This is a genomic window from Pseudomonas sp. GW821-FHT04C07, from assembly GCF_059420325.1.
This window is the reverse complement of record NZ_JBWKTM010000006.1, coordinates 249,011-268,140: the sequence shown is the minus strand read 5'-3', so window position 1 is coordinate 268,140 and position 19,130 is coordinate 249,011. Positions and strand designations below refer to the sequence as shown.

At 61.9% G+C, this 19,130-nt stretch carries 17 protein-coding genes; 16 read left to right on the top strand and 1 reads right to left on the bottom strand.

Features of this window, described 5'->3' with window-relative positions; genetic code table 11:
* Window positions 1–44: 44 nt before the first annotated feature.
* The 11 genes from AC07UI_RS13770 to AC07UI_RS13720 all read left to right on the top strand — a co-directional run bounded on the left by AC07UI_RS13770 (window position 45) and on the right by AC07UI_RS13720 (window position 13,553).
* Complete coding sequence (locus tag AC07UI_RS13770; RefSeq protein WP_494993001.1) at window positions 45–1,319, top strand: NAD(P)/FAD-dependent oxidoreductase; 1,275 nt, start codon at window positions 45–47, stop codon at window positions 1,317–1,319.
* 94 nt (window positions 1,320–1,413) lie between these two features.
* Window positions 1,414–3,051: an ABC transporter substrate-binding protein gene (locus AC07UI_RS13765; RefSeq protein ID WP_494993000.1), complete on the top strand. Its 1,638-nt coding sequence runs from the start codon at window positions 1,414–1,416 to the stop codon at window positions 3,049–3,051.
* A gap of 33 nt (window positions 3,052–3,084) precedes the next feature.
* Entirely contained in the window at window positions 3,085–4,041 is a 957-nt protein-coding gene (locus tag AC07UI_RS13760) for an ABC transporter permease (protein ID WP_494992999.1), read from the top strand.
* The gene (locus AC07UI_RS13755) at window positions 4,038–4,913 is read left to right on the top strand and encodes an ABC transporter permease (RefSeq protein ID WP_494992998.1); all 876 of its coding nucleotides are present in this window, start codon (window positions 4,038–4,040) and stop codon (window positions 4,911–4,913) included. The genes AC07UI_RS13760 and AC07UI_RS13755 overlap by 4 nt, the downstream gene beginning before the upstream one ends.
* A gap of 1 nt (window position 4,914) precedes the next feature.
* Window positions 4,915–6,756 carry an ABC transporter ATP-binding protein gene (locus AC07UI_RS13750; protein WP_494992997.1) on the top strand — a complete coding sequence of 614 codons (1,842 nt, stop codon included), beginning with the start codon at window positions 4,915–4,917 and terminating at the stop codon, window positions 6,754–6,756.
* A complete protein-coding gene (locus AC07UI_RS13745) occupies window positions 6,753–7,061 on the top strand; it encodes a (2Fe-2S)-binding protein (RefSeq protein WP_494992996.1) in 309 nt (102 codons plus the stop codon). Before AC07UI_RS13750 ends, AC07UI_RS13745 begins: the two co-directional genes overlap by 4 nt.
* On the top strand, window positions 7,043–8,434 hold the full coding sequence (locus tag AC07UI_RS13740) for an FAD/NAD(P)-dependent oxidoreductase (protein WP_494992995.1): 1,392 nt from the start codon (window positions 7,043–7,045) through the stop codon (window positions 8,432–8,434). The genes AC07UI_RS13745 and AC07UI_RS13740 overlap by 19 nt, the downstream gene beginning before the upstream one ends.
* Window positions 8,431–9,585 (top strand): NAD(P)/FAD-dependent oxidoreductase, encoded by a 1,155-nt coding sequence (locus AC07UI_RS13735; protein ID WP_494992994.1) that lies wholly within the window; start codon window positions 8,431–8,433, stop codon window positions 9,583–9,585. Before AC07UI_RS13740 ends, AC07UI_RS13735 begins: the two co-directional genes overlap by 4 nt.
* Entirely contained in the window at window positions 9,582–10,739 is a 1,158-nt protein-coding gene (gene argE / locus AC07UI_RS13730; protein ID WP_494992993.1) for an acetylornithine deacetylase, read from the top strand. The genes AC07UI_RS13735 and argE overlap by 4 nt, the downstream gene beginning before the upstream one ends.
* Window positions 10,740–10,989: 250 nt before the next feature.
* Window positions 10,990–12,447, top strand: coding sequence for an NAD-dependent succinate-semialdehyde dehydrogenase (locus AC07UI_RS13725; RefSeq protein ID WP_494992992.1), 1,458 nt, complete (start codon window positions 10,990–10,992; stop codon window positions 12,445–12,447).
* Between the two features lie 26 nt (window positions 12,448–12,473).
* Window positions 12,474–13,553, top strand: coding sequence for a tartrate dehydrogenase (locus AC07UI_RS13720; protein ID WP_494992991.1), 1,080 nt, complete (start codon window positions 12,474–12,476; stop codon window positions 13,551–13,553).
* A gap of 127 nt (window positions 13,554–13,680) precedes the next feature.
* Here AC07UI_RS13720 and AC07UI_RS13715 read toward each other — a convergent pair whose 3' ends face one another.
* A complete protein-coding gene (locus tag AC07UI_RS13715; protein ID WP_494992990.1) occupies window positions 13,681–14,607 on the bottom strand; it encodes a 2-hydroxyacid dehydrogenase in 927 nt (308 codons plus the stop codon).
* A 272-nt stretch (window positions 14,608–14,879) separates the two neighbouring features.
* Between AC07UI_RS13715 and gabT the strand changes: the two genes are divergently transcribed.
* From gabT to AC07UI_RS13690, 5 genes are all read left to right on the top strand, one after another.
* Window positions 14,880–16,172, top strand: coding sequence for a 4-aminobutyrate--2-oxoglutarate transaminase (gene gabT / locus AC07UI_RS13710; RefSeq protein WP_494992989.1), 1,293 nt, complete (start codon window positions 14,880–14,882; stop codon window positions 16,170–16,172).
* 95 nt (window positions 16,173–16,267) lie between these two features.
* On the top strand, window positions 16,268–16,924 hold the full coding sequence (locus AC07UI_RS13705) for an HAD family hydrolase (protein ID WP_494993096.1): 657 nt from the start codon (window positions 16,268–16,270) through the stop codon (window positions 16,922–16,924).
* A 45-nt stretch (window positions 16,925–16,969) separates the two neighbouring features.
* On the top strand, window positions 16,970–17,458 hold the full coding sequence (locus AC07UI_RS13700; RefSeq protein ID WP_003174918.1) for an Lrp/AsnC family transcriptional regulator: 489 nt from the start codon (window positions 16,970–16,972) through the stop codon (window positions 17,456–17,458).
* Window positions 17,459–17,791: 333 nt separating this feature from the next.
* A complete protein-coding gene (locus tag AC07UI_RS13695) occupies window positions 17,792–18,559 on the top strand; it encodes a COG4705 family protein (RefSeq protein ID WP_494992988.1) in 768 nt (255 codons plus the stop codon).
* A 29-nt stretch (window positions 18,560–18,588) separates the two neighbouring features.
* Window positions 18,589–19,026 (top strand): hypothetical protein, encoded by a 438-nt coding sequence (locus AC07UI_RS13690; RefSeq protein ID WP_494992987.1) that lies wholly within the window; start codon window positions 18,589–18,591, stop codon window positions 19,024–19,026.
* Window positions 19,027–19,130: the final 104 nt, after the last annotated feature.

Sequence of the window (19,130 nt, the reverse complement as noted above, 5' to 3'; positions counted from 1 at the left end):
ACGGCACTCTTCAAGGCACTCTTTTTGGTATAGGCGGGTTAGACATGCGCAGTGAATCCTACTGGCTCGACACCGCTCCGGCGTTCACCGGTGCCCAGCTCGGTGCGCTGCCCGGGCAGGTCGACGTGGCCATTGTCGGTGGCGGTTTCACCGGTCTGGCGGCGGCTCGGGCGCTAGCCTTGAAGGGCGCCAGTGTGGTGGTGCTGGAAGCCGGCCGGGTGATTGGCGAGGCGTCAGGGCGCAACGGCGGCCAGTGCAATACCGGCGTTGCTCAGGACTATGCCGGCTTGAGCGCCAGCCTCGGCGCCGACAAGGCGCGGGCCTATTACCAGGCTTATGAAAGCGCTGTGCAGAGCGTCGTTTCGCTGGTGGAGCAGGAGCAGATCGCCTGCGACCTCAAGCGCAACGGCAAGCTCAAGCTGGCAGCCAAGCCGCTGCACTACGAAGGGCTGGCGCGGACCTGCGAGTTGATTCGCCGGGAGGTCGATGCCGATGTCGAGTTGCTGTCTGCCGAACAGATACGCGCTGAAGTCGACTCGGCCCAGTTTCACGGTGGCTTGCTGCAGCGCAACGGCGTGCAGATGCATGTCGGGCGTTTCGGCGTCGGCCTGGCCGAAGCCGCCGCACGCCACGGCGCACTGATCTATCAAGGCACGCCGGTGACGGACTGGAAAGCCAATGCCAACGGTTATCAGGTCAACACCACCAAGGGTTCGCTGCAAGCCGGGCAGGTTCTGCTGGCCACCGGCGCCTGTCAGCACGGTGGATTGAGCTGGTATCGGCGGCGGATCGTTCCGGTCGGCAGCTTTGTCATTGCCACCGAGGTTTTGTCCAAGGCCTTGATCGACCAACTGCTGCCGACCCGGCGCGCCTACGTCACCAGCCGGATGATCGGGAATTACTTTCGCCTGACGCCCGACAACCGTCTGCTGTTCGGTGGCCGGGCACGTTTCGCCATGTCCAACAGCGTTTCCGACGCCAAGAGCGGCAAGGTACTGCACGCCGCGATGGTGCAGATGTTCCCGCAGTTGGCCGACGTGAAGATCGACTATTGCTGGGGCGGTCTGGTGGACATGACCTCCGACCGGCTGCCGCGTGCCGGCCAGCATGGCGGGGTTTATCACTCCATGGGCTACAGCGGCCATGGGGTACAGATGTCGGTGCACATGGGCCAGGTCATGGCCGAGGTCATGGCCGGAAAGGTCGAGGCCAACCCCTGGCGCGAACTGGACTGGCCGGCGATTCCCGGGCATTTCGGCAAGCCCTGGTTCCTGCCGCTGGTGGGCGCTTATTACCGGTTCCAGGACTATTTGCACTGAGTTGATGTTGTGGTGTCACCGTCGTTTGCGTTTCCAGGACGTTCCGGTCAACCGGAACACTTGAGCCTTCTCTTTATCGACAGGTACAACTGATATGACTGACAACAAGACCGACCCAAAACTGATCTCGGGCCAAGAGAGCCTGCGGGTATTCGAAGGGCTCAATCGCGGCATGTCGCGCCGCAGTGCCTTGCAAATGCTGGGGGTGGCCGGGGTTGCCGCAGCGGGCGCCGGTAGCCTGTTCGGTGCCGCCGGCAAGCTGTTTGCCGACGAAGCCGCAAGCCCTGGCAAAGGCAAGCCGGGCGGGCGGATTCGCGTCGCCGGCATGTCCAGCTCCACCGCCGATACGCTGGATCCGGCCAAAGGGGCGCTGTCCACCGACTACGTGCGCCACTTCATGTTCTACAACGGCCTGACCCGTTTCGACGGCCATCTGGTGCCGCAGCTGGAACTGGCCGAGCGCATCGATAACACCGATGCCACGCTGTGGACCATCACCCTGCGCAAGGACGTAACGTTCCACAACGGCAAAACCCTGAGCGCCGCCGACGTGGTGTTCTCACTGTCGCGACACAAGGATCCGCTGACCGGTTCCAAGGTCATGCCGCTGATGGAGCAATTCGTCGAGATCAAGGCCACTGGCGCCAACGAGGTACAGATCCGCCTGAGCGCACCGAACGCCGAACTGCCGTCGATCCTGGCGGTGTCGCACCTGCTGATCGTTCCCGAAGGCACCACCGACTTCAACCAGGGCATCGGCACCGGGCCGTTCAAGGTCAAGGAGTTCAAACCGGGCGTGCGCTCGATTGCTGCGCGCAATACCGGCTACTGGAAACCGGGCCTGCCTTATCTGGACGAGATCGAGTTCATTGCCATTGCCGACGAGCCATCGCGGGTCAACGCGCTGCTGTCGGGCGACGTGCACATGATCAACGAGGTCAACCCGCGTTCGACCACGCGGATCAAGGCCAGCGCCGGTCACCGGGTCGTCGATGCGCCGTCGGGCAACTACACCGACTTGATCATCCGTCAGGATCAGATGCCCGGCAAAAGCCCGGAATTCACCCAGGCCCTCAAGCATCTGATGGACCGTGAGCAGATCAAGTCCGCGGTATTCCGTGGGTTTGCGGTGGTCGGCAATGACCATCCGATCGCTCCCGGTTCGCGCTACTACAACGCCGACCTGCCGCAGACGGTCTATGACCCCGAGAAGGCGCGTTTCCTGCTGAAAAAAGCCGGGATGGACAATGTCAGCATGGCGCTGGCCGCTTCGCCAGCCGCCACCGGTTCGGTGGACATCGCGGTGCTGTTGCAGCAGTCGGCGAAACAGGCCGGGCTCAAGCTCGATGTCAACCGCCTGCCCAGCGATGGTTACTGGTCCAACCACTGGATGAAGCATCCGTTGAGCTTCGGCAACATCAACCCGCGACCTAACGCCGACGTGATGTTCTCGCAGTTCTTCCAGTCGAGCGCGCCGTGGAACGAATCGGGCTGGAAGAACGAGCAGTTCGACCAGTTGCTGATGCTCGCCCGGGGCGAAACCGACGACGCCAAGCGCAGCAAGATGTACGCGGACATGCAGACCCTGGCGCATGAACACTGCGGCATTGGCATTCCGGTGTTCATCAGCAACATCGATGGCGTCGACCAGCGCATCAAAGGCTATGGCAGCAACCCGCTGGGCGGTTTCATGGGTTACATGTTCGCCGAGCAGGTCTGGCTGGACGCTTGATGGGCTGGTGCAGGTTCTTGCGGGAGTAGTGCTATGAATTGCAACACACTGTGGCTGATCGGTCGGCGCCTGGGCGCTGCGATCGTGACCTTGTTGATCGTGTCGATGGTGGTGTTCGCCATCACGGCGGTGCTGCCGGGAGACGCGGCGCAACAGGCCCTGGGGCAGTTTGCGACGCCGGAACAAGTGGCGGCGCTACGCCTGAAACTGGGGCTGGATCAGTCCGGTGTGGTGCGTTACCTGCATTGGCTGATGAACCTGCTCAGCGGCGACATGGGCCTGTCCGTCTCCAATGCCATGCCGGTCGGCGAATTGATGGCCGGGCGGGTTCCCAACACCTTGATGCTGGCGGCCGCCACGGCGCTGGTGTCAGTGCCGGTGGCCTTGATTCTGGGTATCGGTTCGGCCATGGGCCGGGGCGGGCGCATCGACAGCTTCCTCAGTCTTGTCACCTTGGCAATGGTTGCAGTACCGGAGTTTCTGGTAGCGACCCTGGCGGTGCTGATTTTTGCGGTGAACCTGGGCTGGCTGTCGGCGTTGTCCTATGCCAGCGACATCACCTCACCGCTGCAATTCCTGCGTACTTACGCCTTGCCGGTGATGACGCTGTGCTGCGTGATCGTCGCGCAAATGGCGCGCATGACTCGGGCGGCGGTGATCGATCAACTCGATAGCCCTTATGTGGAAATGGCCCGGCTCAAAGGCGTGAGCCCGGTGCGGATCGTCTTGCGTCATGCCTTGCCCAATGCCATCGGACCGATTGCCAATGCCATCGCCCTGAGTCTGTCCTATCTGCTGGGCGGGGTGGTGATCGTCGAGACGATCTTCAACTATCCCGGCATCGCCAGCCTGATGGTCGATGCGGTGACCAACCGTGACATGGCGCTGGTCCAGGCCTGCACCATGCTGTTTTGTACGGCGTACCTGGGATTGGTGCTGATTGCCGACCTGTGCGCGATTCTTTCCAATCCAAGGCTGAGAAACCAATGAACAAGCTCATTGTGAAATCGATGCCTGCGACTCCCGACCTGTCGGTTGGCAAGGTGCCTCATGGACCGTCCTGGCTGGGTCTGGTCGGGGCTGCGATGTGTTTTATCTGGTTGCTGGTGGCGGTTTTCGGCCCGTGGCTGGCGCCGCATCCGGTAGGCGAAGTGGTCTCTGACAATGTCTTCGACAGCCTGAGTGCCGCGTACCCGTTCGGCACCGATTACCTGGGCCGCGACATGCTCAGCCGGGTCCTCGTTGGTGCACGTTTCACTGTCGGCCTGGCGTTGGTTGCCGCGGTGCTTGCCAGCGGTCTGGGCACCAGTTGCGCACTGCTGTCGGTGGTCTCGCCCAAGTGGCTGGATGAGGTGATCAGTCGCTTGATGGACGCCTTCATTTCAATCCCGAGCAAGATGCTGGCGCTGATCATGGTCTCGGCCTTCGGCTCCTCGGTGACGTTGCTGATCTGCACGGCGGTGCTGAGCTTCACCCCTGGCGCGTTCCGTATCGCCCGCAGCATGGCGGTGAATATCGAAGCGCTGGAGTACGTACAAGTGGCCCGAACCCGTGGCGAACGCCGGCTGTATATCGCGTGTGTGGAAATCCTGCCAAACATGCTCAACCCGGTGCTGACGGACCTGGGGCTGCGCTTCGGTTTCATCGTGTTGCTGCTCAGCGGCATGAGTTTCCTCGGCCTGGGTGTGCAGCCGCCGGATGCCGACCTCGGTTCACTGGTGCGCGAGAACATCGGCGGCCTCAATCAGGGCGCGCCAGCCATCGTGATTCCGGCCCTGGCCATTGGCACCCTGACCATCGGTGTGAATTTGTTCATCGACAGACTGTCGTCCCGACGTAGTCGACGTGCGGGAGGTCATTGAGATGAATGAATTGATTCGAGTCCAGGACCTGCGCGTGGTCGCCTGTGGTTTACGCGGCGAGGTGGAAATCGTCAAGGGCGTGAGCTTCTCCCTGGAAAAAGGTGAAGTACTGGCGCTGATCGGTGAGTCCGGCTCCGGCAAGACCACCATCGCCCTGGCGCTGCTCGGTTACGCCCGGCGCGGTTGTCGGTTGGCTGGCGGCGTGGTGCAAGTCGGCGAGCACGACATGCTGGCGTTGAGCGAAAACCAGCTGCAAGGCCTGCGCGGCAACCGTGTGTCTTATATCGCCCAAAGCGCCGCTGCGGCATTCAATCCGGCGAAAAAGCTCATCGACCAGGTGGTGGAGGGCGCATTGATTCATGGCCTGGGCAGCCGGGCCGTGCTCGAAGCCAAGGCCATCGAGCTGTTCCGCGACCTGGCCCTGCCGGACCCCGATCACATTGGCCGGCGCTATCCCCATCAGGTCTCCGGCGGGCAACTGCAGCGAGTGATGGCGGCCATGGCGCTGATCAGCGATCCGTTGTTGGTGGTGCTCGACGAACCGACCACCGCCCTCGACGTGACCACACAAATCGACGTGCTGCGCGCGTTCAAGCGGGTAGTGCGCGAGCGTGGCGCGACGGCGGTCTACGTATCCCACGACCTGGCCGTGGTGGCGCAGATGGCCGATCAGATTGTGGTGCTCAATGGTGGCCAGATCTTCGAACAGAGCACCACTGCGCCTTTGCTCAAGGGCCCCGCCCATGAATACACCCGCAGCCTGCTGGCGGCGGCACGGCCGGATACAACGATTCGCCCGCCCTGCGGTGTCGCCGAAGACGAACCGCTGCTGACCATCAAAGGACTGACTGCCGGCTACGGCAACAAGAACCTGCAAGGCATGCCGTCGATCCGCGTGCTGGAAGACATCGACCTGACGGTGCGCAGGGGCCAGGCGATCGGCGTGATCGGTGAGTCGGGCTCCGGCAAGTCGACGCTGGCGCGGGTGGTGGCCGGGTTGCTGACGCCCGCGTTGGGTGGCCTGACCTTCGATGGTCAGCCGTTGGGCGGCAGCCTCTCCGAGCGCACCGATGAACAGTTCCGACGCATTCAAATGGTCTTCCAGAATGCCGACACCGCGCTCAACCCGATGCACAGCGTCAGCACCATTCTGAGCCGACCGCTGAAGATGTATTTCGGCCTCAAGGGCGCCGCGTTGCGCCAGCGTATCGATGAACTGCTGGACCTGGTGCGCTTGCCACGCAGCCTGGCCGAGCGTCGCCCGAATGAACTCTCCGGCGGGCAAAAGCAACGGGTCAACCTGGCCCGGGCCCTGGCGGCCAAACCGGACCTGATTCTGTGCGACGAAGTGACCTCGGCGCTGGATACCGTGGTCGGCGCGGCGATTCTCGAACTGTTGCGCGACTTGCGCCAGGAACTGGGGGTGTCCTATCTGTTCATCAGCCACGACATCTCAACCGTGCGGGCGCTGTGCGATGACATCGTGGTGATGTACAGCGGCCACAAGGTCCAGGCCGGCAGTCGGCAGTCGTTCGCCCAGGCACCGTTCCATCCCTACACCGACCTGTTGATCCACTCGGTGCCGGAGCTGCGCCAGGGTTGGCTGGAGAACTGTGGCACCACCTGCGGCACGCTGCCGCCGATCGGTGCGAAGGCCAACGTGCCGCAGCTGTGCACCTTTCTCAATCGCTGCCCGGTGCGCGTCGATGGCGTGTGCAATCGCACCGCGCCGAACCGTCGGACAATTGTTGGCGGCAGTGAAATCCTTTGCCATCACGACAGTGCCGAGTTGCTCAAGACTCAGCAGGATTTAAACACCATGACCCTGGGAGCCTATGCATGAAGGGGCGTTTTGTGAGGCTGGCCGAGCAGGGCCGACTGACCGTCAATTTGAAGGTGGACGGCGTACCCATCGAGGCGTTGCAGGGCGATACCCTGATGGTCGCGTTGCTGACCCAGGGCTCGGCCTTGCGCCAATCGGAGTTCGATTCGGGCCGACGAGCCGGTTTTTGTCTGATGGGCGCCTGTCAGGATTGCTGGGTCTGGACCCGCAACGGAGAACGTCTGCGCGCCTGTTCCAACGAAGTCCGTGAAGGGCTGGATATCGTCACCACACAACCGGAGGCGATATGGCCACTGCACGGCTGAGCACTCATCGAGTCGTTATCGTCGGCGCCGGGCCGGCCGGTATTCGCTGCGCCGAAACCTTGCTGGCGGCGGGCTGCAAGCCGATTCTGATTGATGAAAATCGCCGGGATGGCGGGCAGATCTACCGTCGCCAACCGGAAGGTTTTACCCGCGATTACGCCACGCTGTACGGCACCGAGGCCGCCAAGGCCAAAGACTTGCACCAAAGCTTCGACCGCTTGCGCGGGTTGATCGACTACCGCCCGGACACCCTGGTGTGGAACCTCACGCCGGGGCAACTGTGCTGCGTCAGCCAGGGCAAACACTCGACCGTCGACTACGACGCGCTGATCCTCTGCACCGGCGCCACCGACCGCTTGATGCCGATCGAAGGCTGGCAGTTAGCGGGCACCTACAGCCTCGGCGGGGCGCAGATCGCGCTCAAGTCCCAGGCGGTGTCCATTGGTCATAGCGTGGCGTTCATGGGCAGCGGACCGTTGCTGTATCTGGTCGCCAGTCAATACCTCAAGGCCGGTGCCAACGTGGCGGCGGTGCTCGACACTTCGCCGCTGAGCAAGCGCATCGGCGCGTTACCGAAATTGCTGGCGCGCCCCGGTTTGCTGTTCACCGGCATGAGACTGTTGGCGCAGCTGTATCGGGCCAGGATTGCTGTGCACTTGGGGATCAAACCGCTGCAAGTGATGGGTGACGCTGCGAGCGGCGTCAGTGGTGTGCGGGTGCTGACCGCCGCAGGCGAGACATTGGCGGTGGATTGCGATGCCGTGGCCCTGGGTTATCACCTGCGCCCGGAAACTCAACTGGCAGATCTGGCCGGTTGCCGTCTGCGCTTCGATGAGGCGTCCAGCCAATGGTTGCTGGCCACCGATGAAGAAGGCCGGACCACGGTCAGTGGTGTGTATGCCGCTGGCGACGGCTCGAAGATTCGCGGAGCCGATGCGGCCGAACACGCCGGACGCCTGGTGGCGATGGCGCTGCTGGAAGATCTGCAGCAACCGGTGGACGCCGGGCTGCGGGCCGAACAGCGGCGTGCCCTGGCGGTGATGGAGGAATTTCGTCTCGGTCTGGCCCAGGCATTTCCCTGGCCGGCGGCCCAGGCCAAGGCACTGCCGGACGAAGCCATCGTCTGTCGCTGTGAAATGATCAGCGCCGGTGAATTGCGTCGCACGGTCAGCGAAAAGGGCGCCTGCGAAGTCAATCGGGCCAAGGCGTTCAGCCGGGTCGGCATGGGCCGGTGCCAGGGCCGTTATTGCTCCCAGGCCGGAGCCGAGGTGATTGCCGCTGCGGCGGGCGTCAATGTGCAACAGGTCGGCCGCCAGCGTGGTCAGGCACCGGTCAAACCGCTTTCGATGCTCACCGAGGAGGTGTCGCCATGACGGTACAGAAAGCCGATGTGGTGATTGTCGGCGGCGGCCTGATGGGCTCGGCGGCGGCGTTTTTTCTGCGCCGACGCGGGCAGTCGGTGATCTTGCTGGAGCGCGACCAGATCGGTCAGTACGCCAGCGGCGTGAACTTCGGCAACGTCCGGCGCCAGGGGCGTTTTCTCGGGCAGCTGGAATTGGCCAACCGTTCCTGGGCGCTGTGGAAGCGCTTGCCGGAGCTGATCGACGACGACCTCGAGTTCATTGCCAGCGGGCACATGCGGGTGTGTTACCGCGAAGACGAAATCGCCGAGCTTGAAGCCTATGCCGCAGCTCCCGAGGCGGCGCAGCTGGACCTGAAAATCTATCGAGGCGCCGAGCTGCACCAGCGTTTCCCGTTCCTCGGGCCGGATGTGAAGGGCGGTTCCTACGCACCCCACGACGGGCACGCCAATCCGCGTCTGGCGGCACCGGCGTTTGCCCGGGCGGCACGACGCCTCGGCGCGCGGATCGAAGAACAGACGGAAGTTGCCGAGGTGCAGAAGGTGGGCGGTGAGTTCAACATCACCACCACCGATGGTCGCCAGTTCAACGCCGAACGCTTGCTGATTACCGCCGGTGCCTGGGGGCAGAAGCTTTCGGCGCAGTTCGGCGAGCCGGTGCCACTGGATACCCATGGCCCGCAAATGGCCGTAACCGAGCCGGTGCCGTATGCCTTGCCGACGGTGATCGGCGTGTACACCAGGATCCCCGAGGAAGTGATTTATTTCCGCCAGATCCCTCGCGGCAACATCGTCATCGGCGGTGGCTACCGCAGCAAACCGGACATGCTCACCCGCAGGGCTCAGGTCGAGCCGCGCAGCATTCTCAACCAGATCCAGCAGATGCGCCGCTTGTTGCCGGGTGTCGGCAACCTGAACATCATCCGGGTCTGGAGCGGCATCGAAGGTTACCTGCCCGATTCCCTGCCGGTGATGGGTCCCAGCGGCACCGTCGACGGGTTGTTCTACGCGTTCGGTTTCTGCGGTCACGGGTTTCAGCTCGGCCCGGGCGTCGGCGATGTGATGGCCGAACTGATCAGCACCGGCAGCACCAGCACTTCGATTGAGCCGTTCTCCATCCGCCGGTTCGCCCCTTCAACCGAGCAACGGAGCAAGGCCTCATGAAACCCCGTGTACTGGATATTCTCAAACGCTTGATGGCCTTCGATACCGTCTCCTCGGAGTCAAACCTGGCCTTGATCGAGTATGTGCGCGAACTACTGCTGACCAAGGGCATCGAGTCGCTGATCGTCAAGGACGAAAGCGGCCACAAGGCCAACCTGTTCGCCAGTACCGGGCCTGGCGAGTTGCCTGGCATCTTGCTGTCCGGGCACACCGATGTGGTCCCGGCGGCAGGCCAGGCCTGGACCTTCCCGGCGTTTCAGGCGACGGTGCAGGACGGGAGGATTTACGGCCGCGGCAGCTGCGACATGAAGGGCTTCATTGCCCTGGCCATCGACGCCATGCTCGATGCGGCGGACAGCCCGTTGAGCCGACCGCTGCAGCTGGCGCTGTCCCATGACGAGGAGACTGGTTGCGTTGGCGTGCGGCGTTTGCTGGACGTGTTGCACCTGGCACCGGTGCGACCGTTTTTGTGCCTGATCGGTGAACCGACCAATATGCAATTTGTGCTGGGACACAAGGGCAAGGGCTCCTACCGCACGTACTGCCGGGGCCAGGAAGCCCATTCCTCGCTGGCGCCGCGATCAGTCAACGCGATTCACGTGGCTTGCGATTTCATCGCGGCACTGCGTCAAAGCCAGCAGCAGTTGCAAGAGCAGGGCGCCCAGGATGCGGACTACGACGTGCCTTACAGTACCGTGCATGTCGGGCAGATTGTCGGCGGCAAGGCGCTGAACATCGTGCCGAACCTGTGCACCCTGGATTTCGAAGTGCGCAACTTGCCGGCGGACGATCTGGATCAGTTCCTGGAGCAGATGCAAGAGCGTGCCGAAGTGATCGTGCGCGAGGCCAAGCGGCTGTCCAGCGTCGCCGCCATCGAGATCGAAACCCTGAATGTCTATCCCGGCCTGGAGACACACCCGAGCGTTGAAGCGGTGCGTTTTCTGAAGCACTTTGCCGCGCCGGATACCAGCATCGCCAAAGTGTCTTTTGGCACTGAGGGCGGGTTGTTCAAACAACGTCTGGATGTGCCGGTGGTGGTCTGCGGGCCAGGCTCCATCGAACAGGCGCACAAGCCGGACGAGTTCATCGAGATCAGCCAGATGGAGGCCGGAGAGCGCTTTCTTGAAGGGTTGCTCGGGTCGTTGAAATTGTGATGATCGTTCCCACGCTCTGCGTGGGAATGCAGCCCGGGACGCTCCGCGTCCCAAGAGCGGACGCAGAGCGTCCATTGAGGCATTCCCACGCGGAGCGTGGGAACGATCAGTAACGGACCATAAAACACCTCGGTAGAGCCTGCCGTCCCACCGCGATCTTCAGCATCCGACGCTGCCGTTGCGACGCTTTCAGCATCCTCGTTCGTGGCACCTCCCTAGACTGGCAAGTGTCTCGGATCAGGACTCGACCATGCTTAAGAATCGTTTGAAAGACCCAAGCCTGCTGGTAGAACGTGCCTACATCGACGGTCAGTGGATCGGCGCCGACAACGCCGCGACCCTGGACGTCATCGACCCGGCCAACGGCCAATGCCTGGCCCGGGTGCCGGCCATGCAAGGCGCGGAAGCCCGCCGCGCCATCGAAGCGGCAGAGCGGGCGTGGCCGGCGTGGCGTGCACGTCCGGCGGCGGAACGTGCGGCGCTGCTGGAGCGCTGGTATCAGGCCATGATCGACAACCTCGACGATCTGGCGCTGATCATGACCTGCGAGCAGGGCAAACCGTTGAATGAAGCCAAAGGCGAAATTCGCTACGGCGCCGGTTTCGTCAAATGGTTCGCCGAGGAAGCTCGGCGGGTTTACGGCGAAACCATGCCGGCCCCCAGCGGCGACCGCCGACTGTTGACCCTCAAGCAACCGGTCGGGGTCTGCGCCGCCATCACCCCGTGGAACTTCCCCAACGCGATGATCACTCGCAAGTGCGCGCCAGCCTTGGCGGCCGGCTGTCCGATCATCGTCAAACCCTCGGACCTGACGCCGCTGTCGGCGCTGGCCCTGGCGGTACTGGCCGAGCGTGTCGGCATCCCGGCCGGGGTGTTCAACGTGCTGACCGGGATGCCGGCGGGGATCGGCGAGGAGCTGACCGGCAATCCGACCGTACGCAAGATTTCCTTCACCGGCTCCACGGCAGTCGGCCGCTTGTTGATGCGCCAGAGCGCTGAGCACATCAAGCGCTTGAGCCTGGAACTGGGCGGCAATGCGCCGTTCATTGTGTTCGACGACGCCGACCTGGAACAGGCGGTGGCCGGCATCATGCTCAGCAAGTTTCGCAACGCCGGGCAGACTTGTGTCTGCGCCAACCGCATTTTGGTGCAGGACGGCATCTACGAACGCTTCGCCCAGCGGCTGGTGGAGGAGGTGGGCAAGCTCAAGGTTGGCAACGGCCTCGACGCCGACGTCACTATTGGCCCGCTGATCAACCCGGCAGCGGTGAACAAGGTCGCCCGGCACATTGACGACGCCCTGAGCCAGGGCGCGCGTTTGCTCTGCGGCGGTGTTCCCGAGGGCGACAGCCAGTTTGTCCAGCCAACGGTACTCGGCGATACCCACGCCGGCATGCTGCTGGCCAATGAAGAAACCTTTGGCCCGGTGGCGCCGCTGATGCGCTTTACCGATGAAGCCGAAGCACTCGCATTGGCCAATGCCACGCCCTATGGCCTGGGCGCCTACTATTTCACCCAGGACTTGCGCCGCTCATGGCGTTTCGGCGAAGCGCTGGAGTTCGGCATGGTTGGCCTCAATACCGGGATCATTTCCATGGAAGTCGCGCCGTTCGGCGGCATCAAACAGTCGGGGCTGGGCCGTGAAGGCAGCAAGTACGGCCTGGATGAATACCTTGAAGTCAAAGCCTTCCATATCGGTGGGCTGTAATTCACAGACACGGGGAGCCACGAGTGATGAGCAAGACATTCAGAATCGCCGCGATTGCCGGCGATGGCATCGGCAAGGAAGTCCTGCCCGAAGGGCTGCGAGTCCTGGAGCAGGCCGCGAAGAAATGGCAGCTGGATTTGAGTATCGAGGTGCTCGATTGGGCCCACTGCGATTACTACCTGGAGCACGGGCAGATGATGCCCGACGACTGGTTCGAACAGCTCAAGGGCTTTGACGCGATCTACTTCGGCGCCGTGGGCTGGCCGGACAAGGTGCCGGATCACATTTCCCTCTGGGGTTCACTGCTCAAGTTCCGTCGGGACTTCGACCAGTACGTGAACATCCGCCCGGTGCGGCTGTTTCCTGGCGTGCCGTGCCCATTGGCCGGGCGCAAACCGGGGGACATCGATTTCGTGGTGATTCGCGAGAACACCGAGGGCGAGTATTCCTCGGTCGGCGGCAAGATGTTCGAAGGCACCGAACATGAGTTCGTCTTGCAAGAGTCGGTGTTTACCCGGCGCGGCGTGGACCGGATTCTCAAGTTCGCCTTTGAGCTGGCCCGGACCCGACCACGCAAACGCCTGACGGCGGCGACCAAGTCCAACGGAATTTCCATCAGCATGCCGTACTGGGACGAGCGCACGGCGTTGATGGCCGAGCAGTACCCGGACATCACCTGGGACAAACAGCACATCGACATTCTGTGCGCGCGTTTCGTGCTGCAACCGGACCGCTTTGATGTGGTGGTGGCGTCGAACCTGTTCGGCGACATCCTCTCCGACCTCGGGCCGGCCTGCGCCGGAACCATCGGCATCGCGCCTTCGGCCAACCTCGATCCGGAGCGGCGTTTTCCGTCGCTGTTCGAGCCGGTGCATGGCTCGGCACCGGATATCTATGGGCAGAACATTGCCAACCCGATTGCGATGATCTGGTCCGGGGCGTTGATGCTGGATTTCCTCGGCAACGGTGACGAGCGTTATCGCGCCGCGCATGACGGGATTCTGCAGGCGATCGAGCGGGTGATTGCCGACGGGCCGATCACGCCGGACCTGGGCGGGAAGGGCTCGACTCAGGAGGTGGGCAGGGCGATTGCCGACAGACTCTAAACCCAATGATCGTTCCCACGCTCCTGCGTGGGAACGCAGCCCGGGACGCTCTGCGTCCCAAGCGGACGCGGAGCGTCCGGTGAGGCATTCCCACGCGGGAGCGTGGGAACGATCAATGGGGGTGTATTCAGTAACCTTGTTTTCGATCGATCTGGCCCACCATCGACTCGCCCCGTTGATGCCGGCGAATGTTCTCCAGCAACACCCCAAACGCACTTTCCGGTTGAGTCATCGCCGCGATATGCGGGGTCAACAGAATCTGCGGATGATCCCAAAAAGGATGATCCGCCGGTGCCGGTTCTTCCTGCAGCACATCGAGTACGGCGCCGCTGAGCTGTCCGCTGTCCAGCGCCTCAAGCAAATCACTTTCCACCAGATGCCCGCCACGTCCCATGTTGATCAGCGCCGCGCCATGGGGAAGTTGTCGGAACAGCCTGCGATCGAGGATGCCCTGGGTCTGTTCGGTCAGTGGCAACACACACAACAGAATGTCGCACTGGCTCAGAAACGCCGGCAGTTGTTCGGCACCGGCATAGCAATCGACGCCCGCGATCCGGTGGGCACTGCGCGCCCAGCCGGACAACGCAAAGCCCAGGGGCTGCAAGGTGGCGAGTATCTGCCGGGCCTGGGTGCCGAGGCCCATGACGCCCACCCGGCGCTTGGCCGCCGGTTGCAGTAAGTGGGCTTGCCAGCACCGCGCCGCCTGTTGCTGGCGATAGCGGAGCATGTCCCGGTGCAGGCTGAGCACCGCAAAACTGGCGTATTCGCACATGCCGCGGGTGATGCCGGGGTCCAGCAGGCGCACCACCGGCAAGCTCGCCGGCAGGCGGCTGAGATCCAGTTGATCGACTCCTGCGGACAAGGCGAACAGCACGTGCAGATTGGGCAGCAGAACCTCGAGATCGTCAGGTGCCTGCCAGGCAGCGAGGTACTGAATGTCCTTGGCGTCGCCGATGTCCGGCCAGGCGCGCCATTCGATATCCGGGGCGTGTTCGGCGAACAGCGCTTTCCACTGTTCGCCGCGCACAGGGTCAGCTTTATAAAGCAGGGCCATGGGCATTTCCTGAAAGGTGAAGGTGCTGTCCAGCATGGCGCAATGACAGAGCAGGATCTGTCGAAAGGGCCGGATTAAACGCGTTGCGCCACGTTCTATTGGCCATGACCCGGCAGAATCGACGGGCTGAAGGAATCTGCCGTTTGGCAGGGTGAAAACAGTCGATCCGAATTTCTCAGGGGGCAAGTTCGGCGTAGTTCGTTTCGCGCAAGCCTTAACCTGAACACCATCGCAACCACTTCCCGGTTGCCGGACTCACGATGGGAAATGCCATGAATAGCAAAGTCGACGAAACCCCTCATTTGCTCCGTCAGCGCGATCAATTCGTGCCACGTGGTCTGATTACCGCTCACCCGTTGGTGATCGATCGGGCCCAGGGTGCCGAGTTGTGGGATGTGGATGGCAAGCGTTACCTGGATTTTGTCGGCGGCATCGGCGTGTTGAACATCGGTCACAACCACCCGAAGGTGGTCGCTGCGGTGCAGGCCCAGTTGCAAAAGGTCTCCCACGCGTGTTTCCAGGTGGTTGCCTATAAGCCTTACCTCGATCTGGCCCAGCGTCTGTGTGAGTTGGTCGGTGGTCAAGAAGCCTATAAAGCGGCCTTTTTCACTTCCGGTGCCGAAGCCGTGGAAAACGCGATCAAGATCGCCCGCGCCCACACCAACCGCTCGGCAGTGATCGCATTTCGCGGCGGGTTTCACGGTCGCACCTTGCTCGGCACCACGCTGACCGGCATGAGCCAGCCGTACAAACAGAACTTCGGACCGTTCGCGCCAGAGGTGTTTCATACCCCATATCCGAATACCTATCGCGGTGTCAGCAGCGAGATGGCACTCAAGGCACTGGACGAGTTGCTGGCCACCCAGGTTGCCCCTGAGCGGGTCGCGGCCATCATCATCGAACCGGTGCAGGGCGACGGTGGTTTCCTCTCGGCGCCGGTGGAGTTCCTCCAGGCCTTGCGTGCCCTCACTGAAAAGCACGGCATCGTGCTGATTCTCGATGAAATCCAGACCGGTTTCGGCCGTACCGGCAAGTGGTTCGGTTTCCAGCATGCCGGCATCCAGCCGGACCTGGTGACCGTCGCCAAAAGTCTTGCCGGTGGCTTGCCGCTGTCCGGAGTAGTCGGTAAGGCCGAGATCATGGACGCACCGCTGCCCGGCGGCTTGGGTGGCACCTACGGCGGTAACGCCCTGGCCTGCGCTGCTGCACTGGCGGTGATCGAGGCCTACGAGCAGGAGCAATTGCTGTCCCGTGGCGAAGCCTTGGGCGAGCGTCTGCGTCAGGGGCTGCTGCGCTTGCAGGCCCGTCACCCGCGTATCGGCGACGTGCGAGGCACCGGGTTCATGCTCGCACTCGAATTGATCAAGGATGATGAGGCCCGTAGCCCGGATGCAGACCTGACCCAGCGGCTGATCGATGAAGCCCGGGCAGGCGGCCTGCTGGTGATCAAATGCGGGGTGTACCGCAACGTGCTGCGCTTCCTCGCGCCGCTGGTCACCCGGGAAGAACAGATCGACGAAGCGCTGCAGATTCTTGAAGCGGCACTGGCACGAGTCTTGAACTGAACTCATGCCTGCTCGGGGCGGTGCCGCAGGCTATCGCCCGTGAGCATTTATGGAGCATGGATTGATGGAACGCATCATTGGAGGCTTTGTACACCATGGGGCTGACTGATTATCGAGCACTGCTCATCGATTGCGATGAGGTCCTGGTCGATCGGGACTCGGGTGTCTGGACGGCATTGCAACCGCTGCTCGAAAGCCTGGGCGGTAATCCGGACAAGGAACAGGTGCTGGCCGAGTACAGCGAGGTCGTGCGTGCGCTTTACCCGCGTTTCGGTGAGCTGGGCTTCAGTGGCCTGCTGTGTTTCGCCCATCGCCAGTTGGCCGAACGCTGGGGGCTGAAAGCCAGTTGGGAGGAGGGCATGAGCTTTGCCCGCTCGGTCACCAGTTGGTCGCTGTTCGAGGATGCGCCCGGCGCGATGTTGTACCTGCGCAAGTTCTATCGCATGCTGGTGCAAGGCGACCGGGATGCCGAAGATCGAGGGCTGCTCTGTGAGCGTTTGGGGATCATGCCCGATGATTTCATTTCACTGGCCAGCGATCCCTTGCTGGATCACGACTGGTTGCAGGCCAATGAGCTTGAAGTCGGGACAATTCTGCAAGTGACCCGGCCATCTGCCGGTCGGCAGGCTGCCACCCATGTGTGCCTGATCTGTCGTGGTCGGGCGAAACACCTTCAGCCTTGCGCCGCGGATTACTGCATAAACAGCATGGCTGATCTGGTGGCTCAGCATCAGCTGTCTTTACGGCGCTGATTTTGCTAGAAGATTGTCCTACAAACGGCAATCAAGAGGTACCCAATGGAAGGTTTAGTGAAACTGGACCGGATCGATATCAGCATCTTGGTTGAGCTGCAGAAAGACGGTCGCATGACCAACGTCAGCCTGGCCGATGCCGTGGGATTGTCGGCAAGCCCCTGTTTGCAACGGGTCAAACGGCTTGAATCGGCCGGGTATATTTCCAGCTACAAGGCTCACCTGAATCTGGCGAAGATCACCGATTCGGTCACGGTCTTCACCGAGATTACGTTGAGCGACCACAAGCGTGAAGACTTCGCCAAGTTCGAATCCAATATCCGTCTGGTGGACGAAGTGCTCGAATGCCATTTGATCAGCGGTGGCTATGATTATCTGGTGCGCTTCATGACCCGCAGCATCCAGCATTACCAGGAAGTGGTCGAAAGCCTGCTGGACAAGAACATCGGCATCTCCAAGTACTTCAGTTACATCGTCATCAAGTCTCCGGTGCTCAAGGACGGCGTGCCGCTGCGCAAATTGCTGCGTCACTGAACTGACTCTGCAAACATCCTCCTGTTATGCAGCTTGCCGCGCCTTTAAAAGAGGCGCGCGACGGGCTGCTTTGACGTACCAATCAATCGGTGGCGTATTTGGAGTGCGCCTCGATAGAGCCTTGGGCCTGCTGGGTCTCTCGTTGCGCCTGATTTTGGTGTGTTTCGCATAAATAGCTGTTTCCGGCCACAAAAATGCTCATCGAGGGCACCGTGTGCAGCGGGTTCGCAACAGCGCTCCCGACGAATGTCGACTTCCTCAGTCCCAGCTAAGTTTGCCTGCGTAGTCTCTCTCCTGCGCCAATTGCAGCGCTGTTATGGAGACGCACCCCACATGAAGCCGCTTACAAAAGCCGATTGGCTCAACAAAGTCCCCGAAGTGACGCTGTCGTTCTGGGTCATCAAGATCATGTCCACCACCGTGGGTGAAACCGGTGCCGACTTTCTTGCCGTCGATGCGGGTTTAGGACAGGGTTTGACCAGTATCGGCATGGCAGTGCTGCTGGCGATCGCATTGTTCGGGCAACTTCGCACACGCGCCTACACACCCTGGATTTACTGGCTTACCGTGGTGCTGGTGAGCGTTGTCGGGACGCAGATTACCGATGTGCTCACCGACAAGCTGGGCATCAGCCTGTATGCCAGCACGGCCGTATTTTCCGTACTGCTGGCGATCAATTTCATGGTCTGGTTCAGGTTTGAGCGCAGCCTGTCCATCAATGAAATCGTTACGCCGCGCCGGGAGTTGTTCTATTGGACGACGGTGCTGTGCACCTTTGCGCTGGGCACGGCGGCCGGCGATCTGGCCACCGAGGCGCTGGGCCTTGGTTTCACACTGGGCGCAGTGATTTTCGGCGCGCTGATCGCCGGGACTTTCGCCGCCTGGCGCCTGGGTGGCAATACGGTCCTGACTTTCTGGATCGCCTACATCCTGACCCGTCCTTTCGGCGCCTCCCTGGGAGACTTGCTGACTCAAGCCAAGACCTATGGTGGCCTCGGCATGGGCGCGATGTGGACCAGCGCCATTTTCCTCAGTGTCATCCTGATTCTGGTGGCCGCCGCGCAGATGAGCGTCGGCAGTCGCAAACTCGTCACTGAATAACACGTTCAAAAGCCTATCAAGGAATCATCATGCTCTACGTTCAAACCGCCATTCGTAAAGCCGCCATCCTTTCAGCCATCGTCGTATTTGGCCTGGCCGCCGGGTGTTCGAAACCTGCTGACGCCCCAAATACGAGCGCTACTTCGGGCGCGGCCAGTGTTCAGCAGAGCTCGGCCTCGAAACTGGGCGACCTGTCGGCGTTCCAGAGCATTGCGGCAAACGTCGCCGATCTCGTCGACAAGAACGACTTGCCGGGCGCGAAAACACGTATCAAGGACCTGGAATTGTCCTGGGACTCCGCGGAAGCCGGCATCAAGCCTCGTGCTGCCAGTGACTGGCATGTACTGGACAAGGCCATTGACCTTGCACTTGAGGCCTTGCGCGCCAGCACCCCGAAACAGAGCGACTGCAAGGCGGCAATGGATGATTTGCTGAAAACCTTCAATTCGCTGCAAGGAAAAAAATGACGGCAAGAAGCGAAGGGGACGGCTTTCAATCCAGATAAATCGCTTCGCGCACGCTTGAACAGGTGATTCAATGCGGGCTCGACACTCACGCAGGTATACCCGCG

Coding starts and splice junctions, on each gene's coding strand:
- AC07UI_RS13760 (WP_494992999.1), top strand. CDS start 3,085: ATGAATTGCAACACACTGTGGCTGATCGGTCGGCGCCTGGGCGCTGCG.
- AC07UI_RS13745 (WP_494992996.1), top strand. CDS start 6,753: ATGAAGGGGCGTTTTGTGAGGCTGGCCGAGCAGGGCCGACTGACCGTC.
- gabT (WP_494992989.1), top strand. CDS start 14,880: ATGAATAGCAAAGTCGACGAAACCCCTCATTTGCTCCGTCAGCGCGAT.
- AC07UI_RS13755 (WP_494992998.1), top strand. CDS start 4,038: ATGAACAAGCTCATTGTGAAATCGATGCCTGCGACTCCCGACCTGTCG.
- AC07UI_RS13695 (WP_494992988.1), top strand. CDS start 17,792: ATGAAGCCGCTTACAAAAGCCGATTGGCTCAACAAAGTCCCCGAAGTG.
- AC07UI_RS13735 (WP_494992994.1), top strand. CDS start 8,431: ATGACGGTACAGAAAGCCGATGTGGTGATTGTCGGCGGCGGCCTGATG.
- AC07UI_RS13740 (WP_494992995.1), top strand. CDS start 7,043: ATGGCCACTGCACGGCTGAGCACTCATCGAGTCGTTATCGTCGGCGCC.
- AC07UI_RS13715 (WP_494992990.1), bottom strand. CDS start 14,607: ATGGCCCTGCTTTATAAAGCTGACCCTGTGCGCGGCGAACAGTGGAAA.
- AC07UI_RS13720 (WP_494992991.1), top strand. CDS start 12,474: ATGAGCAAGACATTCAGAATCGCCGCGATTGCCGGCGATGGCATCGGC.
- AC07UI_RS13770 (WP_494993001.1), top strand. CDS start 45: ATGCGCAGTGAATCCTACTGGCTCGACACCGCTCCGGCGTTCACCGGT.
- AC07UI_RS13765 (WP_494993000.1), top strand. CDS start 1,414: ATGACTGACAACAAGACCGACCCAAAACTGATCTCGGGCCAAGAGAGC.
- AC07UI_RS13750 (WP_494992997.1), top strand. CDS start 4,915: ATGAATGAATTGATTCGAGTCCAGGACCTGCGCGTGGTCGCCTGTGGT.
- AC07UI_RS13700 (WP_003174918.1), top strand. CDS start 16,970: ATGGAAGGTTTAGTGAAACTGGACCGGATCGATATCAGCATCTTGGTT.
- AC07UI_RS13725 (WP_494992992.1), top strand. CDS start 10,990: ATGCTTAAGAATCGTTTGAAAGACCCAAGCCTGCTGGTAGAACGTGCC.
- AC07UI_RS13705 (WP_494993096.1), top strand. CDS start 16,268: ATGGGGCTGACTGATTATCGAGCACTGCTCATCGATTGCGATGAGGTC.
- AC07UI_RS13690 (WP_494992987.1), top strand. CDS start 18,589: ATGCTCTACGTTCAAACCGCCATTCGTAAAGCCGCCATCCTTTCAGCC.
- argE (WP_494992993.1), top strand. CDS start 9,582: ATGAAACCCCGTGTACTGGATATTCTCAAACGCTTGATGGCCTTCGAT.